This window comes from Enterobacter cloacae complex sp. 394F7 (assembly GCF_057320385.1).
Map to the genome: position 1 here is coordinate 1 of NZ_JBXWCS010000022.1, position 15,894 is coordinate 15,894.

Below are 15,894 nucleotides of genomic sequence, written 5' to 3' on the forward strand. Positions count from 1 at the left end.
TGTCTGATAAATTGTTAAAGAGCAGTTGCGACGCGCTTCAGCGCTCTGTCGCGAGGTGGCGTATATTACGCTTTCCTCTTTCAGAGTCAACCCTGATTTTCAGAATTTTTTCTCTTCAACCGACCGGGCTGTTTGTGAAGTGATTCACATCCGCCGTGTCGATGGAGGCGCATTATAGGGAGTTCTCCGCAGGCCGCAACCGCTAAATGACAGAAAAATGACTGACTGCTGCATTCCCCAGCAAAACCCCGCCTTATACCTTTTTACACACAGAGTTATCCACAGCGATGCGAAAAAGTGAAAATTCGCGAGCGTTGCGCAAACGTTTTCGTTAAAATGCTCGCGCTTAACAAGGATGCCTCGTCAGGTGTGTTAGATGAGTTTTTCGCTGGAAAATTCATCTAACGCTCTCTGTAATCGTGAAATCCAGGGGATTTACCATGCAACAACGTCGTCCAGTCCGCCGCGCTCTGCTCAGTGTTTCTGATAAAGCCGGTATCGTCGAATTCGCTCAGGCACTTTCTGCACGTGGTGTAGAGCTGCTGTCCACAGGTGGTACCGCACGCCTGTTAGCAGATAAAGGTCTGCCGGTAACCGAAGTGTCCGATTACACCGGTTTCCCGGAAATGATGGATGGACGCGTCAAAACCCTGCACCCGAAAGTCCACGGCGGCATTCTGGGTCGTCGCGGTCAGGATGATGCCATTATGGAACAGCATGATATCGCGCCAATTGATATGGTTGTCGTTAACCTTTATCCGTTCGCCCAAACCGTGGCGCGTGAAGGCTGCTCTCTGGAAGACGCCGTAGAGAATATTGATATCGGCGGACCGACGATGGTGCGCTCCGCGGCCAAGAACCATAAAGACGTGGCCATTGTGGTGAAGAGCAGCGACTACTCCGCCATTATTAATGAAATGGATGCGAACGAAGGGTCACTGACTCTGGACACCCGTTTCGACCTCGCGATTAAAGCATTCGAACACACCGCCGCGTACGACAGCATGATCGCCAACTACTTCGGTAGCCTGGTGCCGGCTTACCACGGCGAAAGCAAAGATCCTTCCGGCCGCTTCCCACGCACGCTGAACCTGAACTTCATCAAGAAGCAGGATATGCGTTATGGCGAGAACAGCCACCAGCAGGCAGCCTTCTATATAGAAGAAGAGGTAAAAGAAGCTTCTGTCGCTACCGCCCAGCAGGTTCAGGGCAAAGCGCTCTCTTATAACAATATTGCCGATACCGATGCCGCACTGGAGTGTGTGAAAGAGTTCAATGAGCCTGCCTGCGTTATTGTGAAGCACGCGAACCCCTGCGGCGTAGCGGTCAGTACTTCAATCCTGGACGCTTACGATCGCGCCTATAAAACTGACCCGACCTCTGCCTTCGGCGGCATTATCGCGTTTAACCGTGAACTGGATGCCGAAACCGCACAGGCCATTATCTCTCGTCAGTTTGTTGAAGTGATCATCGCGCCATCTGCGTCTGAAGAAGCGCTGAAAATCACCGCCGCGAAACAGAACGTGCGCGTGCTGGTTTGCGGCCAGTGGGCAGAGCGCGTGCCGGGTCTTGATTTCAAACGTGTAAATGGTGGGCTGCTGGTTCAGGATCGCGATTTGGGCATGGTGACAGCCGCTGACCTGCGCGTCGTCACCAAACGTCAGCCAACCGAACAGGAACTGCGTGATGCGCTGTTCTGCTGGAAAGTGGCGAAGTTCGTGAAATCCAACGCCATTGTCTATGCCAAAGAGAACATGACCATCGGGATAGGTGCAGGCCAGATGAGCCGCGTTTACTCTGCGAAAATTGCCGGTATCAAAGCAGGCGACGAAGGCCTGGAAGTAAAAGGTTCTGCCATGGCGTCTGACGCCTTCTTCCCGTTCCGTGACGGTATTGATGCGGCCGCTGCTGTGGGTATCACCTGTGTGATCCAGCCTGGCGGTTCTATCCGTGACGATGAAGTCATTGCCGCTGCCGACGAACACGGCATTGCGATGATCTTCACCGATATGCGTCACTTCCGTCATTAATTCCCGGAGCAGAAAATGAAAGTATTAGTGATTGGTAACGGCGGGCGCGAGCACGCGCTGGCGTGGAAAGCGGCGCAGTCTCCGCTGGTTGAAACCGTTTTTGTGGCTCCGGGTAATGCGGGTACGGCGCTGGAACCTGCGCTGCAGAACGTCGCCATCGGCGTGACCGATATCCCCGCGCTGCTGAGCTTTGCCCAGAACGAGAAAATCGATCTCACCATCGTCGGCCCGGAAGCGCCACTGGTGATTGGCGTCGTTGACGCGTTCCGTGCTGCAGGGCTGAAAATCTTCGGCCCGACGGAAGGTGCTGCACAACTGGAAGGGTCTAAAGCCTTTACCAAGGATTTCCTTGCGCGTCATAACATCCCGACGGCGGAATACCAGAACTTCACCGAAGTCGAGCCCGCGCTGGCTTACTTACGTGAAAAAGGCGCGCCGATTGTGATCAAAGCCGACGGTCTGGCTGCCGGTAAAGGTGTTATTGTCGCGATGACGCTCGAAGAAGCCGAAGCAGCCGTACAGGATATGCTGGCAGGCAATGCCTTTGGCGACGCGGGCCACCGCATCGTGATCGAAGAGTTCCTTGATGGCGAAGAGGCGAGCTTTATCGTGATGGTGGATGGCGAACACGTTCTGCCGATGGCCACCAGCCAGGACCATAAGCGCGTGGGCAATGCGGATACCGGGCCGAATACCGGCGGTATGGGCGCTTACTCCCCTGCCCCTGTGGTGACGGATGAAGTGCATCAGCGCACCATGGACCGTATCATCTGGCCAACCGTAAAAGGAATGGCCGCCGAGGGTAACACTTACACCGGTTTCCTCTATGCGGGCCTGATGATTGACAAGCAGGGCAATCCGAAGGTGATCGAATTTAACTGCCGCTTCGGCGATCCAGAAACTCAGCCAATCATGCTGCGCATGAAATCTGACCTGGTGGAGCTGTGCCTGGCCGCATGCGACGGCAAGCTGGATGAGAAAACCTCAGAGTGGGACGAACGCGCGTCTCTGGGCGTGGTGATTGCTGCGGGCGGTTATCCTGGCCACTACAACACCGGAGATGAGATCCATGGCCTGCCGCTGGAAGAAACCGAAGGTGCCAAGGTGTTCCACGCCGGAACGAAACTGGCTGACGACGATCGCGTACTGACCAACGGTGGCCGCGTGCTGTGTGCCACCGCGCTGGGTCATACTGTTGCCGAAGCGCAGAAGCGCGCCTATGCCCTGATGGCGGATATCCACTGGAACGGTAGCTTTAGCCGTCAGGATATCGGCTATCGTGCGATTGCACGTGAGCAGGGGGAGTAATCCCCCCCTCATCCTAACCCTCTCCCTGAAGGGAGAGGGGATTTACGTCAAAAACTCTTTTCTGTCGGCTGCCAGGTGCAGAAATCTTCGTTCGCCACCAGCAACAGCTGAGAGCCTTCAGGCGCTTCAAGCCACGCCACACTCACTTCCATCGATGAATGACGCTGACGGCGCTGTATATGTTCGGTTGCCCAGGATTCAAGATCAGGTTTGACTGTCTGCCCTTCGCAGGTAGTGACCGTACCATCGGTATGCCAGCGCCCCTGGCGCAGCACCACGCGTCCCTGACGCAGCGCATCGCTGGTCTGGCGGATTTGTCCGGCACGATAACGATAGAGAGCAACCTGATCGCTGGAGAGTTGCTGTTTTTGACCGTTGACTTCACGCTGCATAAAGCTCAGCTCGCCGTGGTCATCAAACCGCACTTTTACATGTTCGGGGGTTTTGCCGTAGATATTGAGTTCGATGAATGACAGGTCGTCTCCCTGCCAGCGATACTCTGCGGTCGATGTATTGCCGTTATGCCACGGGCTAAAAGCGGAAAGCAGATGCACTTCACCGCCAGAATCTTTACGCCAGATCCTCACCGCTCCCTGGTTGTCAGCGTAACCGCTGGCGGTAAACGGTGGTAAAGAGGTGTCATGGCTACAGGCGGAAAGCAGTAACACGCCCGCCAGCGCAAGCGCGCCACGCCAGAATGACAAAAGGGGCGTTGCCGCCCCTTCGTTAAAACTGTTCACTGCCACGCGTCTTACTTAACTGCGTCTTTCAGTGCTTTACCAGAAACAAATGCCGGCACGTTAGCTGCGGCGATTTTGATTTCTTTACCGGTCTGCGGGTTGCGGCCAGTACGCTCAGCGCGGTGGTTCACTTTGAAGGTACCGAAACCAACCAGTTGTACAGCATCGCCTTCTTTCAGAGACTCAGTAATAGCAGCCAGGGTAGATTCCAGAGCAGCTTTAGCCTGCACTTTAGACAGATCAGCCTTGTCCGCAATTACATCAATCAGTTGAGTCTTGTTCATAAGTTATCCTTTCAATGTGTTTATCGCTTGCTAAGCATCGAGTGCGACGAAAATGCCAAAATAGCACTCTCCTGCATACACGCACCGATAGCCACTTTTTTTCGCCCCCCAAATGTAGACCAGACGGGGGGCAGAAGGGAAGAGTCGAGGTGCGACAAAACAGGCGTTAAATCACGTTTTGTTGTCTCATTGGTTAAAAATTATACCAATATTACTCTCGCCGGCCTCACGCAAGTCCGCACGCAGCCCTTTTATCAGCTCAATATCGCGTTCTTCACACTCTGCCAGCAGGCGGAAAATCTCCCACTGAATATCCCATTCCTGTTCAACAGCAGGGTTAGCCCGCAGCTCTTCGTCGGTCATTTCACGGCCTGCCTGGGTCATTTCGAGCATTGCTACGGTCGTAATGGATGCCTTACTGACTTCAATAGCGTGCTCCAGCGTTTCACCGCTCAGACGAGAGTGAATCAGTTCGCTTAACGCTACGCAGGCATCAATTGCCGGATAGACACCGTACAGATCAAAATCATCCGCCACCGGAATAGCCTCTTCGAGCTTTTCCAGCTGAGAGTCGAAGTTCACCTTTGCGTCTTTGACCGTCAGCGTTTCCCAGATGAGATCGAGGATCCGGCGATAAATATGGCCATCACCAAACTCCGTCTGCTTGCAGAACGCGGCGTAGTTCGGATACATGCGCTCGCACAGGCAAGCCATAAAGGTGACGTGCTGCCAGCTTTCCAGCTTCTCAAGGCGCAGGTGAATCGGGTTTTGTAGCATGATGAGATCTCGAATCGAAAATTAGCCGCAGTTTACCTGATTCATCACTGAATTTCCTGCCAACGAACAAAAGCCGGACGAGCAGAGGCCACCGCATCTGCCCAGCGCGTGGGCTCAGGTAAACGGTAACCCTTCATACAACGCTGCACCCAGGCCAGGGCGCTGTCCATGCTCACACGGTGCCCGGTTGCGATAAACAGCGGGTTACAGCGCGCTTTACTGCGCCAGACCCATGCCAGCTGCTCACCCTTATCGATAAGCGGCGCCAGCGCGCCCGGCTCGGCGGAGAGCGGCTCAAATGCACCGCACAGGCGTTTTTTGGCCACACCGATGGTGGGTACATCCACCAGCAGACCAAAGTGGCTGGCAACGCCTAAGCGACGCGGATGAGAGATACCGTGTCCATCAACAAACAGCAGATCGGGTTTTTGTGAGAGTTGCTCCCACGCTGCGAGCAGCGCGGGGTATTCACGGAAGGAGAGAAAGCCCGGTATGTACGGCATGGTGGTGGCGATACGCGCCACTTTGTACTCCACCAGCTCAAGTGAGGGATACTTCAGCAGCACCATCGCCGCCCGCGTCACTTCACCGCCCTGCTCAAACCCGACATCCGCACCGCCTATATACTGCGGGGGATCCTTATCCAGACGATCCTCGCGGATCACGGATGAAGCCAGTTCTATCTGTTGAGCGCGTAATGACGCGAGATCCATAACCACTCCTTATTTGTGATATTGCGCAGAAAGTCGGTGCACCGCCTCCACAAACGCGCCAGCGTGCTCTGGCGGAACGTCCTGATGGATACCGTGCCCGAGGTTAAACACGTGCCCTTCCCCCTGGCCAAAGCCAGCCAGAATAGACGCCACCTCTTCTTCAATACGGGCAGGCTGCGCGTAGAGCATGGACGGATCCATATTGCCCTGCAGCGCCACTTTGTCACCCACACGACGGCGCGCGTCGGCGATATCGGTGGTCCAGTCGAGACCCAGCGCATCGCAGCCGGTCGCCGCCATGGCTTCCAGCCACTGACCGCCGCCTTTGGTGAACAGCGTGACCGGCACACGGCGGCCTTCATTTTCACGCAGCAGGCCATCAACGATTTTGTGCATGTAGTAGAGCGAAAATTGCTGATAATCGCGCCCGGTCAGCACGCCGCCCCAGGTATCGAAAATCATCACCGACTGCGCACCCGCTTTGATCTGCGCGTTCAGATAGAGGGTGACGCTTTTCGCCAGCTTATCGAGTAGCGCATGCAGGGCCAGCGGCTCTGCATACATCATCTTTTTGATCACGGTAAAGGCTTTACTGCTGCCGCCTTCAACCATATAGGTCGCCAGCGTCCACGGACTGCCGGAGAAGCCAATCAGCGGGACTTCGCCTTTCAGTTCACGACGAATGGTGCGCACGGCATTCATCACATAGCCCAGCTCCTGTTCAGGATCGGGAACGGGCAGCTTATCAACATCCGCTTTGCTTTTGATTGGGGAAGTGAAACGCGGGCCTTCGCCGGTTTCGAAATAGAGCCCAAGGCCCATCGCATCCGGAATGGTCAGAATGTCCGAAAAGAGAATGGCGGCATCCAGCGGGAAGCGGCGCAGCGGCTGGAGCGTGACTTCACACGCCAGCTCGGCATTTTTGCACAGCGACATAAAATCGCCCGCCTGCGCACGCGTGGCTTTGTATTCTGGCAAATAGCGTCCCGCCTGGCGCATCATCCACACCGGGGTGACATCAACGGGCTGGCGCAGCAGCGCACGCAGATAACGATCGTTTTTCAGTTCGGTCATTTTTGCAGTTCCTTAAGCGTCATGGCCTCAGTGTAACATGTCACTCAGCATCAGCCCGACACATTGCTACGGTATCTTCTATCAGCCGACGGGCGACGGTGCCTGGCGGTGGCAGCAGCGGCAAATCGTCATAACGATACCAGTTCGCCTCCAGCAACTCTTTCTGGTCGATGACAATCTCGCCGCTGTCATAATCGGCCATAAAGGCCGTCATCAGCGACTGCGGGAACGGCCACGGCTGGGAGGTAACATAGCGCAGGTTTTTAACCTTAATCCCGCTCTCTTCCATCACTTCACGCGCCACCGCCTGTTCCAGCGTTTCGCCCACCTCGACGAACCCGGCCAGCACGGTATGAATGCCGTTGCGGTGGCGGGTGTGCTGCGCCAGCAGGATGGAATCGTCACGACGGATAGCGACGATAATGCACGGCGCAATTTGCGGGTAGTAACGCTCACGGCAGTGGCTGCAGAGCATCGCCCACTCGGTTTTACTGGGGTGCATGGTGTGACCACAGTAGCCGCAGTACTTATGCGAACGGTAAAACTCAGCCAGCTGCACGCCCCGGCCCGCCAGCTGGAACAAACCCACATCCTGATCCAGCACCTGACGAACCGATCCCATGTCATTGCGGCGTGGCTGTTGGATCAACCACACGGGTTCACCCTGCCATTCCCCGATCTTCAGCGCGGGCAGGCCGACAAGATCGAATTTTTCTGCTGCGCCATAGGGTATTTCCCCGGCAGGCAACCATAATTTTTGTTCGTGACTGACGATCCACCAACCCAGATCTGATTTTTCAATAATACGATCCATATCTATTGCACTACCTTCGCTTCACTGACATGTTGTTAGCATTGTGGTTACATTTTGGATAAGCAGATTCAATTCTCAACCTTGCGGAGTCAACCATGTTAAACCAGCTAGAGAGCCTGACTGAGCGCGTTAGAGGAAGTAACAAACTGGTGGATCGCTGGCTACATGTGCGCAAGCATCTACTCGTGGCTTATTACAATCTGGTCGGTATTAAGCCTGGCAAAGAATCGTTTATGCGGTTGAATGAAAAAGCGCTGGATGATTTTTGTCAGAGCCTGGTCGACTATCTGTCCGACGGCCATTTCAATATTTATGAACGCATTATCCGCGAAATGGAAGGGACTACACCGTATTTAGCGGCCAGCAAACTCTATCCGCTGCTGGAAGCTAACACCCAGCAGATCATGGATTACTACGATTCCACGCTTGAGAACGCTATCGATCACGATAACTATCTTGAGTTTCAGCAGGCGCTTTCCGACCTCGGCGAAGCGCTGGAAGAGCGATTCACGCTGGAAGATAAGCTGATCGCCCTCGCCCTGGATCACGGCCTGGATGTGAGCCACGAAGATAACGTCGCGCGACCTGCTTGAGTTCTTAATCGTTAACGAGTAATTTACAACCATTCGCCCCTCTGCGGAGGGGGATTTTTCTTGTCGGAGTGCCCAGTGTGCAAGCACGGGCTGAGACCGTTAATTCGGGATCCGCGGAACCTGATCAGGCTAATACCTGCGAAGGGAACAAGAGTCACACTGCTGTTGTATCGCCCCCAGGGCGATCCTCTCTTGCTTCATCCGTCGTCTGACAAGCCATGTCCTTCACTTTTGGAATGAGCTATGTCTACAACAAAACTGACCCGCCGCGAACAGCGCGCACAAGCCCAACACTTCATCGACACTCTGGAAGGCACCGCTTTCCCGAACTCAAAACGCATTTACATCACCGGTTCACAGGCGGATATTCGCGTGCCAATGCGTGAAATCCAGCTTAGCCCGACCCTTATCGGTGGCAGCAAAGCGCACCCGCAGTATGAAGATAACGAAGCCGTTCCGGTGTATGACACTTCCGGTCCGTACGGCGATCCTGCGGTTGCCATTAACGTTCAGCAGGGGCTGGCGAAATTGCGCCAGCCGTGGATTGACGCGCGTAACGACTGCGAAGAGCTCTCTGACCGCAGCTCGGCGTACACCAAAGCGCGTCTGGCGGACGATGGTCTTGATGAGCTGCGCTTCACCGGGTTGCTGACGCCGAAACGCGCGAAAGCAGGTAAATGCGTTACCCAGCTGCACTATGCCCGCCAGGGCATCGTCACGCCGGAGATGGAGTTTATCGCCATTCGTGAAAACATGGGCCGCGAGCGTATCCGCAGCGAGGTGTTACGCCACCAGCATCCGGGAGAAGGCTTCGGGGCACGTCTGCCGGAAAACATCACGCCGGAGTTTGTGCGTGATGAAGTGGCCGCTGGCCGCGCGATTATCCCTGCCAACATCAATCACCCGGAATCTGAACCAATGATCATTGGCCGCAACTTCCTGGTGAAGGTCAACGCCAATATCGGCAACTCAGCCGTGACCTCCTCCATTGAAGAAGAGGTGGAAAAACTGGTCTGGTCGACACGCTGGGGCGCGGACACGGTGATGGATCTCTCCACCGGGCGCTACATCCACGAAACCCGCGAGTGGATCCTGCGCAATAGCCCGGTGCCTATCGGAACGGTGCCCGTTTATCAGGCACTGGAGAAGGTGAACGGTATTGCCGAAGACCTTACCTGGGAAGCCTTCCGCGACACGCTGCTGGAGCAGGCCGAGCAGGGAGTCGACTACTTCACCATTCATGCGGGCGTGCTGCTGCGCTACGTGCCGATGACGGCGAAGCGTCTGACCGGTATTGTCTCGCGCGGCGGCTCTATCATGGCCAAATGGTGCCTGTCGCACCATAAAGAAAACTTCCTCTACGAACACTTCCGCGAGATCTGTGAAATCTGTGCCGCGTACGATGTCTCCCTGTCGCTGGGCGACGGCCTGCGTCCGGGCTCCATTCGTGATGCCAACGACGAAGCGCAGTTTGCCGAACTGCATACCCTGGGTGAGCTGACCAAAATCGCCTGGGAGTATGACGTGCAGGTGATGATTGAAGGCCCGGGACACGTGCCAATGCAGATGATCCGCCGCAACATGACCGAAGAGCTGGAGCACTGCCACGAAGCGCCGTTCTATACCCTGGGGCCGTTGACCACGGATATCGCTCCGGGCTATGACCACTTCACCTCCGGGATTGGTGCGGCGATGATCGGCTGGTTCGGCTGCGCCATGCTCTGCTATGTGACGCCGAAAGAGCACCTCGGCCTGCCCAACAAAGAAGATGTGAAGCAGGGGCTGATCACCTACAAAATCGCCGCTCACGCCGCGGATCTGGCCAAAGGCCACCCTGGCGCGCAAATCCGCGACAACGCCATGTCGAAGGCGCGCTTTGAATTCCGCTGGGAAGACCAGTTCAACCTGGCGCTCGATCCTTTCACTGCCCGCGCGTATCACGATGAAACTCTGCCGCAGGAGTCGGGTAAAGTGGCGCACTTCTGCTCCATGTGCGGGCCAAAATTCTGCTCGATGAAAATCAGCCAGGAAGTGCGTGACTACGCCGCCGCGCAAACCATTGAAGTGGGTATGGCGGATATGTCAGAAACCTTCCGCGCGAAGGGCGGCGAAATCTACCTCAAAAAAGAGGAGGCGTAATGTATCAGCCTGATTTCCCTTCCGTTCCCTTCCGTTTAGGGCTCTATCCTGTGGTGGACAGCGTGGCGTGGATCGAACGCCTGCTGGCGTGCGGCGTTCGCACAATCCAGTTGCGCATCAAGGATAAACGTGATGACGAGGTGGAGGCCGATGTGGTCGCCGCCATCGCGCTGGGGCGTCGCTACGACGCGCGCCTGTTTATCAACGACTACTGGCGACTGGCCGTTAAGCACCAGGCGTACGGTGTGCATCTGGGTCAGGAGGATCTGGAAACAACGGACCTGAGCGCTATCCGGGACGCTGGATTAAGACTGGGGGTGTCAACACACGACGACATGGAGATCGACGTGGCGCTGGCGGCTCGCCCTTCGTACATCGCACTTGGCCATGTTTTTCCGACGCAGACCAAACAGATGCCCTCTGCCCCACAGGGGCTGACGCAGCTGGCGGCGCACGTTAAACGCCTTGCCGATTACCCTACCGTCGCGATCGGAGGGATCAGCCTGGAACGCGCTCCTGCCGTGCTGGATACCGGTGTCGGCAGTATCGCTGTCGTCAGCGCCATTACCCAGGCGGCAGACTGGCAGGCCGCCACCGCACAGCTGTTAAAGCTGGCAGGAGCAGGCGATGAATGATCGTGATTTTATGCGCTACAGCCGCCAGATCCTGCTGGAGGATATCGCCATTGACGGGCAGCAAAAGCTGCTCGCCAGCCGGGTCCTGATTGTTGGTCTGGGCGGATTAGGCGCTCCTGCCGCGCTCTATCTGGCAGGCGCGGGCGTGGGCACGCTGGTTCTGGCCGATGATGACGAGGTACATATCAGTAACCTGCAGCGACAAATCCTCTTCACCACGGAGGATGTTAACCAGCCCAAAGCGCAAATCACCCGCAAAAGGCTGAAGCAGTTGAACCCGGACATCACGCTCATCGCGCACCAGGAGCGGCTCCACGGCGACACTCTGCAGCGCGAAGTCGCCCTTGCTGATGCGGTGCTGGACTGCACCGACAATATGGCGACCCGCCAGGCCATAAACGCCGCCTGCGTGGCACAGAATACGCCACTTATCACCGCCAGCGCGGTCGGTTTCGGCGGGCAGATGATGGTATTGACCCCGCCCTGGGCGCAGGGCTGTTATCGCTGCCTGTGGCCGGATGATGCCGAGCCGGAGCGCAACTGCCGCACCGCGGGCATACTGGGCCCGGTGGTGGGCGTGATGGGGACCCTGCAGGCGCTGGAAGCCATTAAATTGCTCAGCGGTATGGAAACAGAGCGCAATACGCTGCGGCTGTTTGATGCCCGCTCCAGCGGCTGGCGTCACCTGGCACTGCACCGCGCCAGCCACTGTCCGGTGTGCGGAGGCCGCAATGCGCATTCTGTTTAATGATGAGCCGATGAAATTCGATGACGGTCTCACCGTTGCCGCGCTGCTCGAGAAGCTGCGCCAGCTCAAGCCTGGAACGGCGCTGGCGCTTAATCAACAGATCCTGCCGCGTGAGCAGTGGGAACATCAGCAGGTGAGCGAAGGCGACCAGATCCTGCTGTTTCAGGTTATCGCCGGGGGCTGAGATGTTACGTATTGCTGATAAAGTCTTTGATTCACATCTGTTTACCGGGACCGGAAAATTCGCCTCGCCGCAGCTGATGGTGGATGCCATCCGTGAAAGCGGCAGCCAGCTGGTGACGCTGGCGCTCAAGCGCGTCGATCTGCGCCATCACAGCGACGCCATTCTGGCACCGTTGCTGGATGCTGGCGTTACCCTGCTGCCCAACACCTCCGGTGCGAAAACGGCTGAAGAAGCGATTTTTGCGGCTCAGTTGGCCCGTGAAGCGCTGGGTACCCACTGGCTGAAACTGGAAATACATCCGGATGCGCGCTGGCTGTTGCCCGACCCCATCGAAACGTTAAAAGCGGCCGAAAAGCTGGTGCAGCAAGGCTTTACCGTTCTGCCCTACTGCGGGGCCGATCCCGTGCTGTGTAAACGGCTGGAAGAGGTCGGCTGCGCTGCCGTCATGCCGCTGGGCGCCCCAATTGGTTCTAATCAGGGACTGGAGACCCGCGCCATGCTGGAGATCATCATTGAGCAAGCCACCGTGCCGGTGGTGGTGGATGCAGGCATTGGCGTGCCCAGCCATGCCGCCCAGGCGCTGGAGATGGGAGCAAGTGCCGTGCTGGTGAACACAGCCATTGCGGTCGCCGACGACCCCATCAGGATGGCTCGTGCGTTCCGCATGGCCGTGGAGGCCGGCTTGCTGGCACGAGAGTCTGGCCCGGGAACGCGCAGTTTTCAGGCACAGGCCACCAGCCCGTTGACCGGCTTTCTGGAGGCGCTCTCATGACCACCTTTACCGACCGCTGGCGGCAGCTTAACTGGGACGATATTGCCCTGCGTATCAACAGTAAAACGCAGGCTGATGTGGAGCGCGCCTTACAAGCCCGTCACCTGTCCCGCGACGATATGATGGCCCTGCTCTCTCCGGCGGCGAGCACCTTTCTTGAGCCGATGGCCCAGCGCGCTCAGAGGCTCACCCGCCAGCGTTTTGGCAACACGGTGAGCTTTTACGTACCGCTCTACCTCTCTAACCTGTGCGCGAATGACTGCACCTACTGCGGCTTCTCCATGAGCAACCGCATCAAGCGGAAAACACTCGATGAGAGTGAAATCGCCCGTGAGTGTGCCGCCATCCGTGAAATGGGTTTTGAGCATCTCCTGCTGGTCACGGGTGAACACCAGAGCAAAGTCGGGATGAACTATTTTCGACAGCACCTTCCGGCCATTCGCCGTCAGTTCGCGTCGCTACAGATGGAGGTTCAACCCCTGTCGCAGGAGGAATACGCGGAGCTTAAAACCCTCGGGCTGGACGGAGTGATGGTGTATCAGGAAACCTACCACGAGGCGACGTATGCCCGGCATCACCTGAAGGGAAAGAAACAGGATTTCTTCTTCCGGCTGGAGACCCCGGACAGGCTGGGCCGGGCCGGGATCGACAAAATCGGTCTGGGCGCGCTGATTGGGCTGTCAGATAGCTGGCGAGTGGATTGCTACATGGTAGCGGAACACCTGCTATGGCTGCAGCAGCACTACTGGCAAAGCCGTTACTCCATCTCTTTCCCACGCTTGCGGCCGTGTACGGGAGGTGTTGAACCCGCCTCGGTAATGGACGAACGTCAGCTGGTCCAGGCCATCTGTGCGTTTCGCCTGCTTGCCCCGGAGGTTGAACTATCCCTCTCGACGCGTGAATCTCCTGCGTTTCGTGACCGCGTGATCCCGCTTGCGATTAACAACGTCAGTGCGTTCTCCAAAACGCAGCCAGGGGGCTACGCCGACGACCATCCGGAGCTGGAACAATTTGCGCCACATGATGGTCGACGGCCAGAAGCGGTTGCCGCCGCCCTGACCGCGCAGGGGTTACAACCAGTCTGGAAAGACTGGGATAGTTGGCTGGGAAGAGCCTCGCAAATGCGTTGAAACGCGCTGCAAGCCGGTAAAAAATTGTCGAGGCGCTCTGGAGAGTCACAACCGGACGATTGTCATCTATCGTCCGGTTTTTTATTGTCATGCCGTCAGCAACGGAAGCTGACCAGGGCGAAAAGCTTCTTCCTCGTTTCGCCCTGCCTCTGATTCATTGCACACGCCGCCCGCCAGTGAATGAGTATTTTCTTAATGCTTCTTAAGATAAATCATCTCATCTGAAACTGTGTTCCGTATAATTCACAGCTAACCGCAGGACAGCGACTATGCTGAGAGGATATCGGCAGACGAAAAACTCACCATCAGGATTGATGTACAACTCATGGCACTTCACAGCAGAAAGCTCTCTTTTACCCGACCCATTATGCTCAGCTTTGCGGGGATCCTGTGCAGTTTTGCGCTGATCGCGGTCGTGGTTACCCTTTCACAACAAAAAGATTTTCTTGAGGATTATCATAAGATTAATGGTAACTTCACCCACAACCTGGCGGTGAACTACACCGAATCTATCCTGCGTGAAAACGACTATATCCTTGGGCGTTCGGCGCTCTATTTTGCACGCAACGACACGCTGAACGAGATGCTGAACGTCAATCCGTCGCAGGGTTTACAGATGTTGATGCATCTACAGAACCTGATGCCGACCGTCTCTTCCATTTCTCTGACAGACACCCAGGGCCGTTATCTGCGCGCGCCGGAGGTACTTCCCACGGAAAAGAGCAAAACCTTCGATCCCCGGACGCGTCCATGGTTCATCGCCCAGGCGGAAGCCAGCATCTTCAGCCACTATACCCGCCCCTACATGGACTATTTTACCGGGCATCCCACGGTCACTCTTTATAAGCCGTTGATTTCGCCGGAAGGACGGCTCAAGGGTACAATAGCATTTCATCTCGATTTGACCTCCATGGGGTTTACCCTTCGTCAGATGGTAGCGCCTGTACAAGGGGAATTCTTTGTTGTCGAACGCGACGGTGCCGTGGTGCTTCATCCTGATCCGGGCGCACTCTTCAAGCAGTACGTGAGCGAAGCGCTGATGGACAAAATGACCAGCGGCGAAGGCCATCTGTATGATAAAAAAACCAAAGCCTGGTATTACTACTACTCCTTCACCAACCCGGACTGGTTTGTCATCTACCGGGTTTCGGGCGCAACGCTCACCGACATTACCCGCCATGAGACCACTATCGTCGGCTGGGGTTTTGCGCTGGCGGCCATCATTATCATCCTCTTCGGTCTGTACCTGCGCCATGAGTCGCGTACCGTGCTGATGACGATTATCAACGCCATCAAAACCGGCGACGTCAACCAGGCTCCGCGTCTGGAAGCGATGCTTAGCCATACTATCCAGTCCAACAAAGCGCGTGAGATGGCCTATGTGCGCCAGGCCACCCATGATGCACTCACCGGCTGCAAAAACCGCCGGGCATTTGATAGCGATGTGGATGAGCTACTCAGTGCCCACCAGCCTTTCGCTCTGGCGCTGATTGACATCGACAACTTTAAATCGATTAACGACACCTGGGGTCACCTGAGCGGTGATATCGTCCTGCGTAACGTGGCGCGTGAAGGGATCCAGATAATGCAGCCGCACAACGTCTCGGTTTACCGCTACGGTGGAGAAGAGTTTGCAGTGATTTTCCAGGCTGACCAGATCGCTAGCGCATTCTCGTTACTGGACGCGTGGCGTACCGCCGTTGAAAAACGCGTCTGGCGGGAAGAAAACCTGCGGGTAACGTTCAGTGCCGGTCTGGGAGAATGGCATTTCGAACCGCTGGAAGAACTGGTGGGGAGCGTAGATAACGCCCTCTACAGCGCGAAACAACAGGGAAAAAACCGCATTATTCGAACGTCCGTCGGCTGATTTTCGCTGCCCGGCGCAAAATTGTAACCGGTTTCAGAAAAATGCCGATTTCTTTGTGATGCCTGACACACAATCACGGTAAAGCG

Annotated in this window: 16 protein-coding genes and 1 riboswitch; of the genes, 10 read left to right on the top strand and 6 right to left on the bottom strand. The window is 56.3% G+C overall.

Features of this window, described 5'->3' with window-relative positions; translation table 11 throughout:
- Nucleotides 1–440 precede the first annotated feature (440 nt).
- Nucleotides 441–2,030 (top strand): bifunctional phosphoribosylaminoimidazolecarboxamide formyltransferase/IMP cyclohydrolase, encoded by a 1,590-nt coding sequence (gene purH / locus AC2FAK_RS21910; protein WP_013095020.1) that lies wholly within the window; start codon nucleotides 441–443, stop codon nucleotides 2,028–2,030.
- A gap of 15 nt (nucleotides 2,031–2,045) precedes the next feature.
- Nucleotides 2,046–3,338, top strand: a complete 1,293-nt coding sequence (purD, locus tag AC2FAK_RS21915) for a phosphoribosylamine--glycine ligase (RefSeq protein WP_013095019.1) — start codon at nucleotides 2,046–2,048, stop codon at nucleotides 3,336–3,338.
- 47 nt (nucleotides 3,339–3,385) lie between these two features.
- Here purD and AC2FAK_RS21920 read toward each other — a convergent pair whose 3' ends face one another.
- The 6 genes from AC2FAK_RS21920 to nudC form a co-directional block, all read right to left on the bottom strand.
- Nucleotides 3,386–4,078, bottom strand: coding sequence for a DUF1481 domain-containing protein (locus AC2FAK_RS21920; protein ID WP_023621286.1), 693 nt, complete (start codon nucleotides 4,076–4,078; stop codon nucleotides 3,386–3,388).
- Between the two features lie 11 nt (nucleotides 4,079–4,089).
- The gene (hupA, locus tag AC2FAK_RS21925; protein ID WP_002445246.1) at nucleotides 4,090–4,362 is read right to left on the bottom strand and encodes a nucleoid-associated protein HU-alpha; all 273 of its coding nucleotides are present in this window, start codon (nucleotides 4,360–4,362) and stop codon (nucleotides 4,090–4,092) included.
- A gap of 186 nt (nucleotides 4,363–4,548) precedes the next feature.
- Nucleotides 4,549–5,139: a YjaG family protein gene (locus AC2FAK_RS21930; RefSeq protein ID WP_013095017.1), complete on the bottom strand. Its 591-nt coding sequence runs from the start codon at nucleotides 5,137–5,139 to the stop codon at nucleotides 4,549–4,551.
- Between the two features lie 44 nt (nucleotides 5,140–5,183).
- The gene (nfi, locus tag AC2FAK_RS21935) at nucleotides 5,184–5,852 is read right to left on the bottom strand and encodes a deoxyribonuclease V (protein WP_013095016.1); all 669 of its coding nucleotides are present in this window, start codon (nucleotides 5,850–5,852) and stop codon (nucleotides 5,184–5,186) included.
- Between the two features lie 9 nt (nucleotides 5,853–5,861).
- Nucleotides 5,862–6,926, bottom strand: coding sequence for a uroporphyrinogen decarboxylase (hemE, locus tag AC2FAK_RS21940; RefSeq protein ID WP_020684618.1), 1,065 nt, complete (start codon nucleotides 6,924–6,926; stop codon nucleotides 5,862–5,864).
- 40 nt (nucleotides 6,927–6,966) lie between these two features.
- A complete protein-coding gene (gene nudC / locus AC2FAK_RS21945; RefSeq protein WP_013095014.1) occupies nucleotides 6,967–7,740 on the bottom strand; it encodes an NAD(+) diphosphatase in 774 nt (257 codons plus the stop codon).
- A 95-nt stretch (nucleotides 7,741–7,835) separates the two neighbouring features.
- Between nudC and AC2FAK_RS21950 the strand changes: the two genes are divergently transcribed.
- The 8 genes from AC2FAK_RS21950 to AC2FAK_RS21985 all read left to right on the top strand — a co-directional run bounded on the left by AC2FAK_RS21950 (nucleotide 7,836) and on the right by AC2FAK_RS21985 (nucleotide 15,808).
- The gene (locus AC2FAK_RS21950; protein WP_013095013.1) at nucleotides 7,836–8,333 is read left to right on the top strand and encodes an Rsd/AlgQ family anti-sigma factor; all 498 of its coding nucleotides are present in this window, start codon (nucleotides 7,836–7,838) and stop codon (nucleotides 8,331–8,333) included.
- 54 nt (nucleotides 8,334–8,387) lie between these two features.
- Nucleotides 8,388–8,497, top strand: a riboswitch (TPP riboswitch).
- Between the two features lie 79 nt (nucleotides 8,498–8,576).
- Nucleotides 8,577–10,472, top strand: coding sequence for a phosphomethylpyrimidine synthase ThiC (thiC, locus tag AC2FAK_RS21955; protein ID WP_020684620.1), 1,896 nt, complete (start codon nucleotides 8,577–8,579; stop codon nucleotides 10,470–10,472).
- A complete protein-coding gene (gene thiE, locus AC2FAK_RS21960) occupies nucleotides 10,472–11,107 on the top strand; it encodes a thiamine phosphate synthase (RefSeq protein WP_020684621.1) in 636 nt (211 codons plus the stop codon). Before thiC ends, thiE begins: the two co-directional genes overlap by 1 nt.
- The gene (locus AC2FAK_RS21965) at nucleotides 11,100–11,855 is read left to right on the top strand and encodes a HesA/MoeB/ThiF family protein (RefSeq protein ID WP_013095010.1); all 756 of its coding nucleotides are present in this window, start codon (nucleotides 11,100–11,102) and stop codon (nucleotides 11,853–11,855) included. The genes thiE and AC2FAK_RS21965 overlap by 8 nt, the downstream gene beginning before the upstream one ends.
- Entirely contained in the window at nucleotides 11,839–12,039 is a 201-nt protein-coding gene (thiS, locus tag AC2FAK_RS21970; protein ID WP_095455753.1) for a sulfur carrier protein ThiS, read from the top strand. The genes AC2FAK_RS21965 and thiS overlap by 17 nt, the downstream gene beginning before the upstream one ends.
- 1 nt (nucleotide 12,040) lies before the next feature.
- Nucleotides 12,041–12,811, top strand: a complete 771-nt coding sequence (gene thiG / locus AC2FAK_RS21975; protein WP_013095008.1) for a thiazole synthase — start codon at nucleotides 12,041–12,043, stop codon at nucleotides 12,809–12,811.
- Nucleotides 12,808–13,941, top strand: coding sequence for a 2-iminoacetate synthase ThiH (gene thiH / locus AC2FAK_RS21980; protein ID WP_095455752.1), 1,134 nt, complete (start codon nucleotides 12,808–12,810; stop codon nucleotides 13,939–13,941). The genes thiG and thiH overlap by 4 nt, the downstream gene beginning before the upstream one ends.
- A 325-nt stretch (nucleotides 13,942–14,266) precedes the next feature.
- Nucleotides 14,267–15,808 (top strand): sensor domain-containing diguanylate cyclase, encoded by a 1,542-nt coding sequence (locus tag AC2FAK_RS21985; RefSeq protein ID WP_029883059.1) that lies wholly within the window; start codon nucleotides 14,267–14,269, stop codon nucleotides 15,806–15,808.
- The last annotated feature ends 86 nt before the right edge of the window (nucleotides 15,809–15,894 follow it).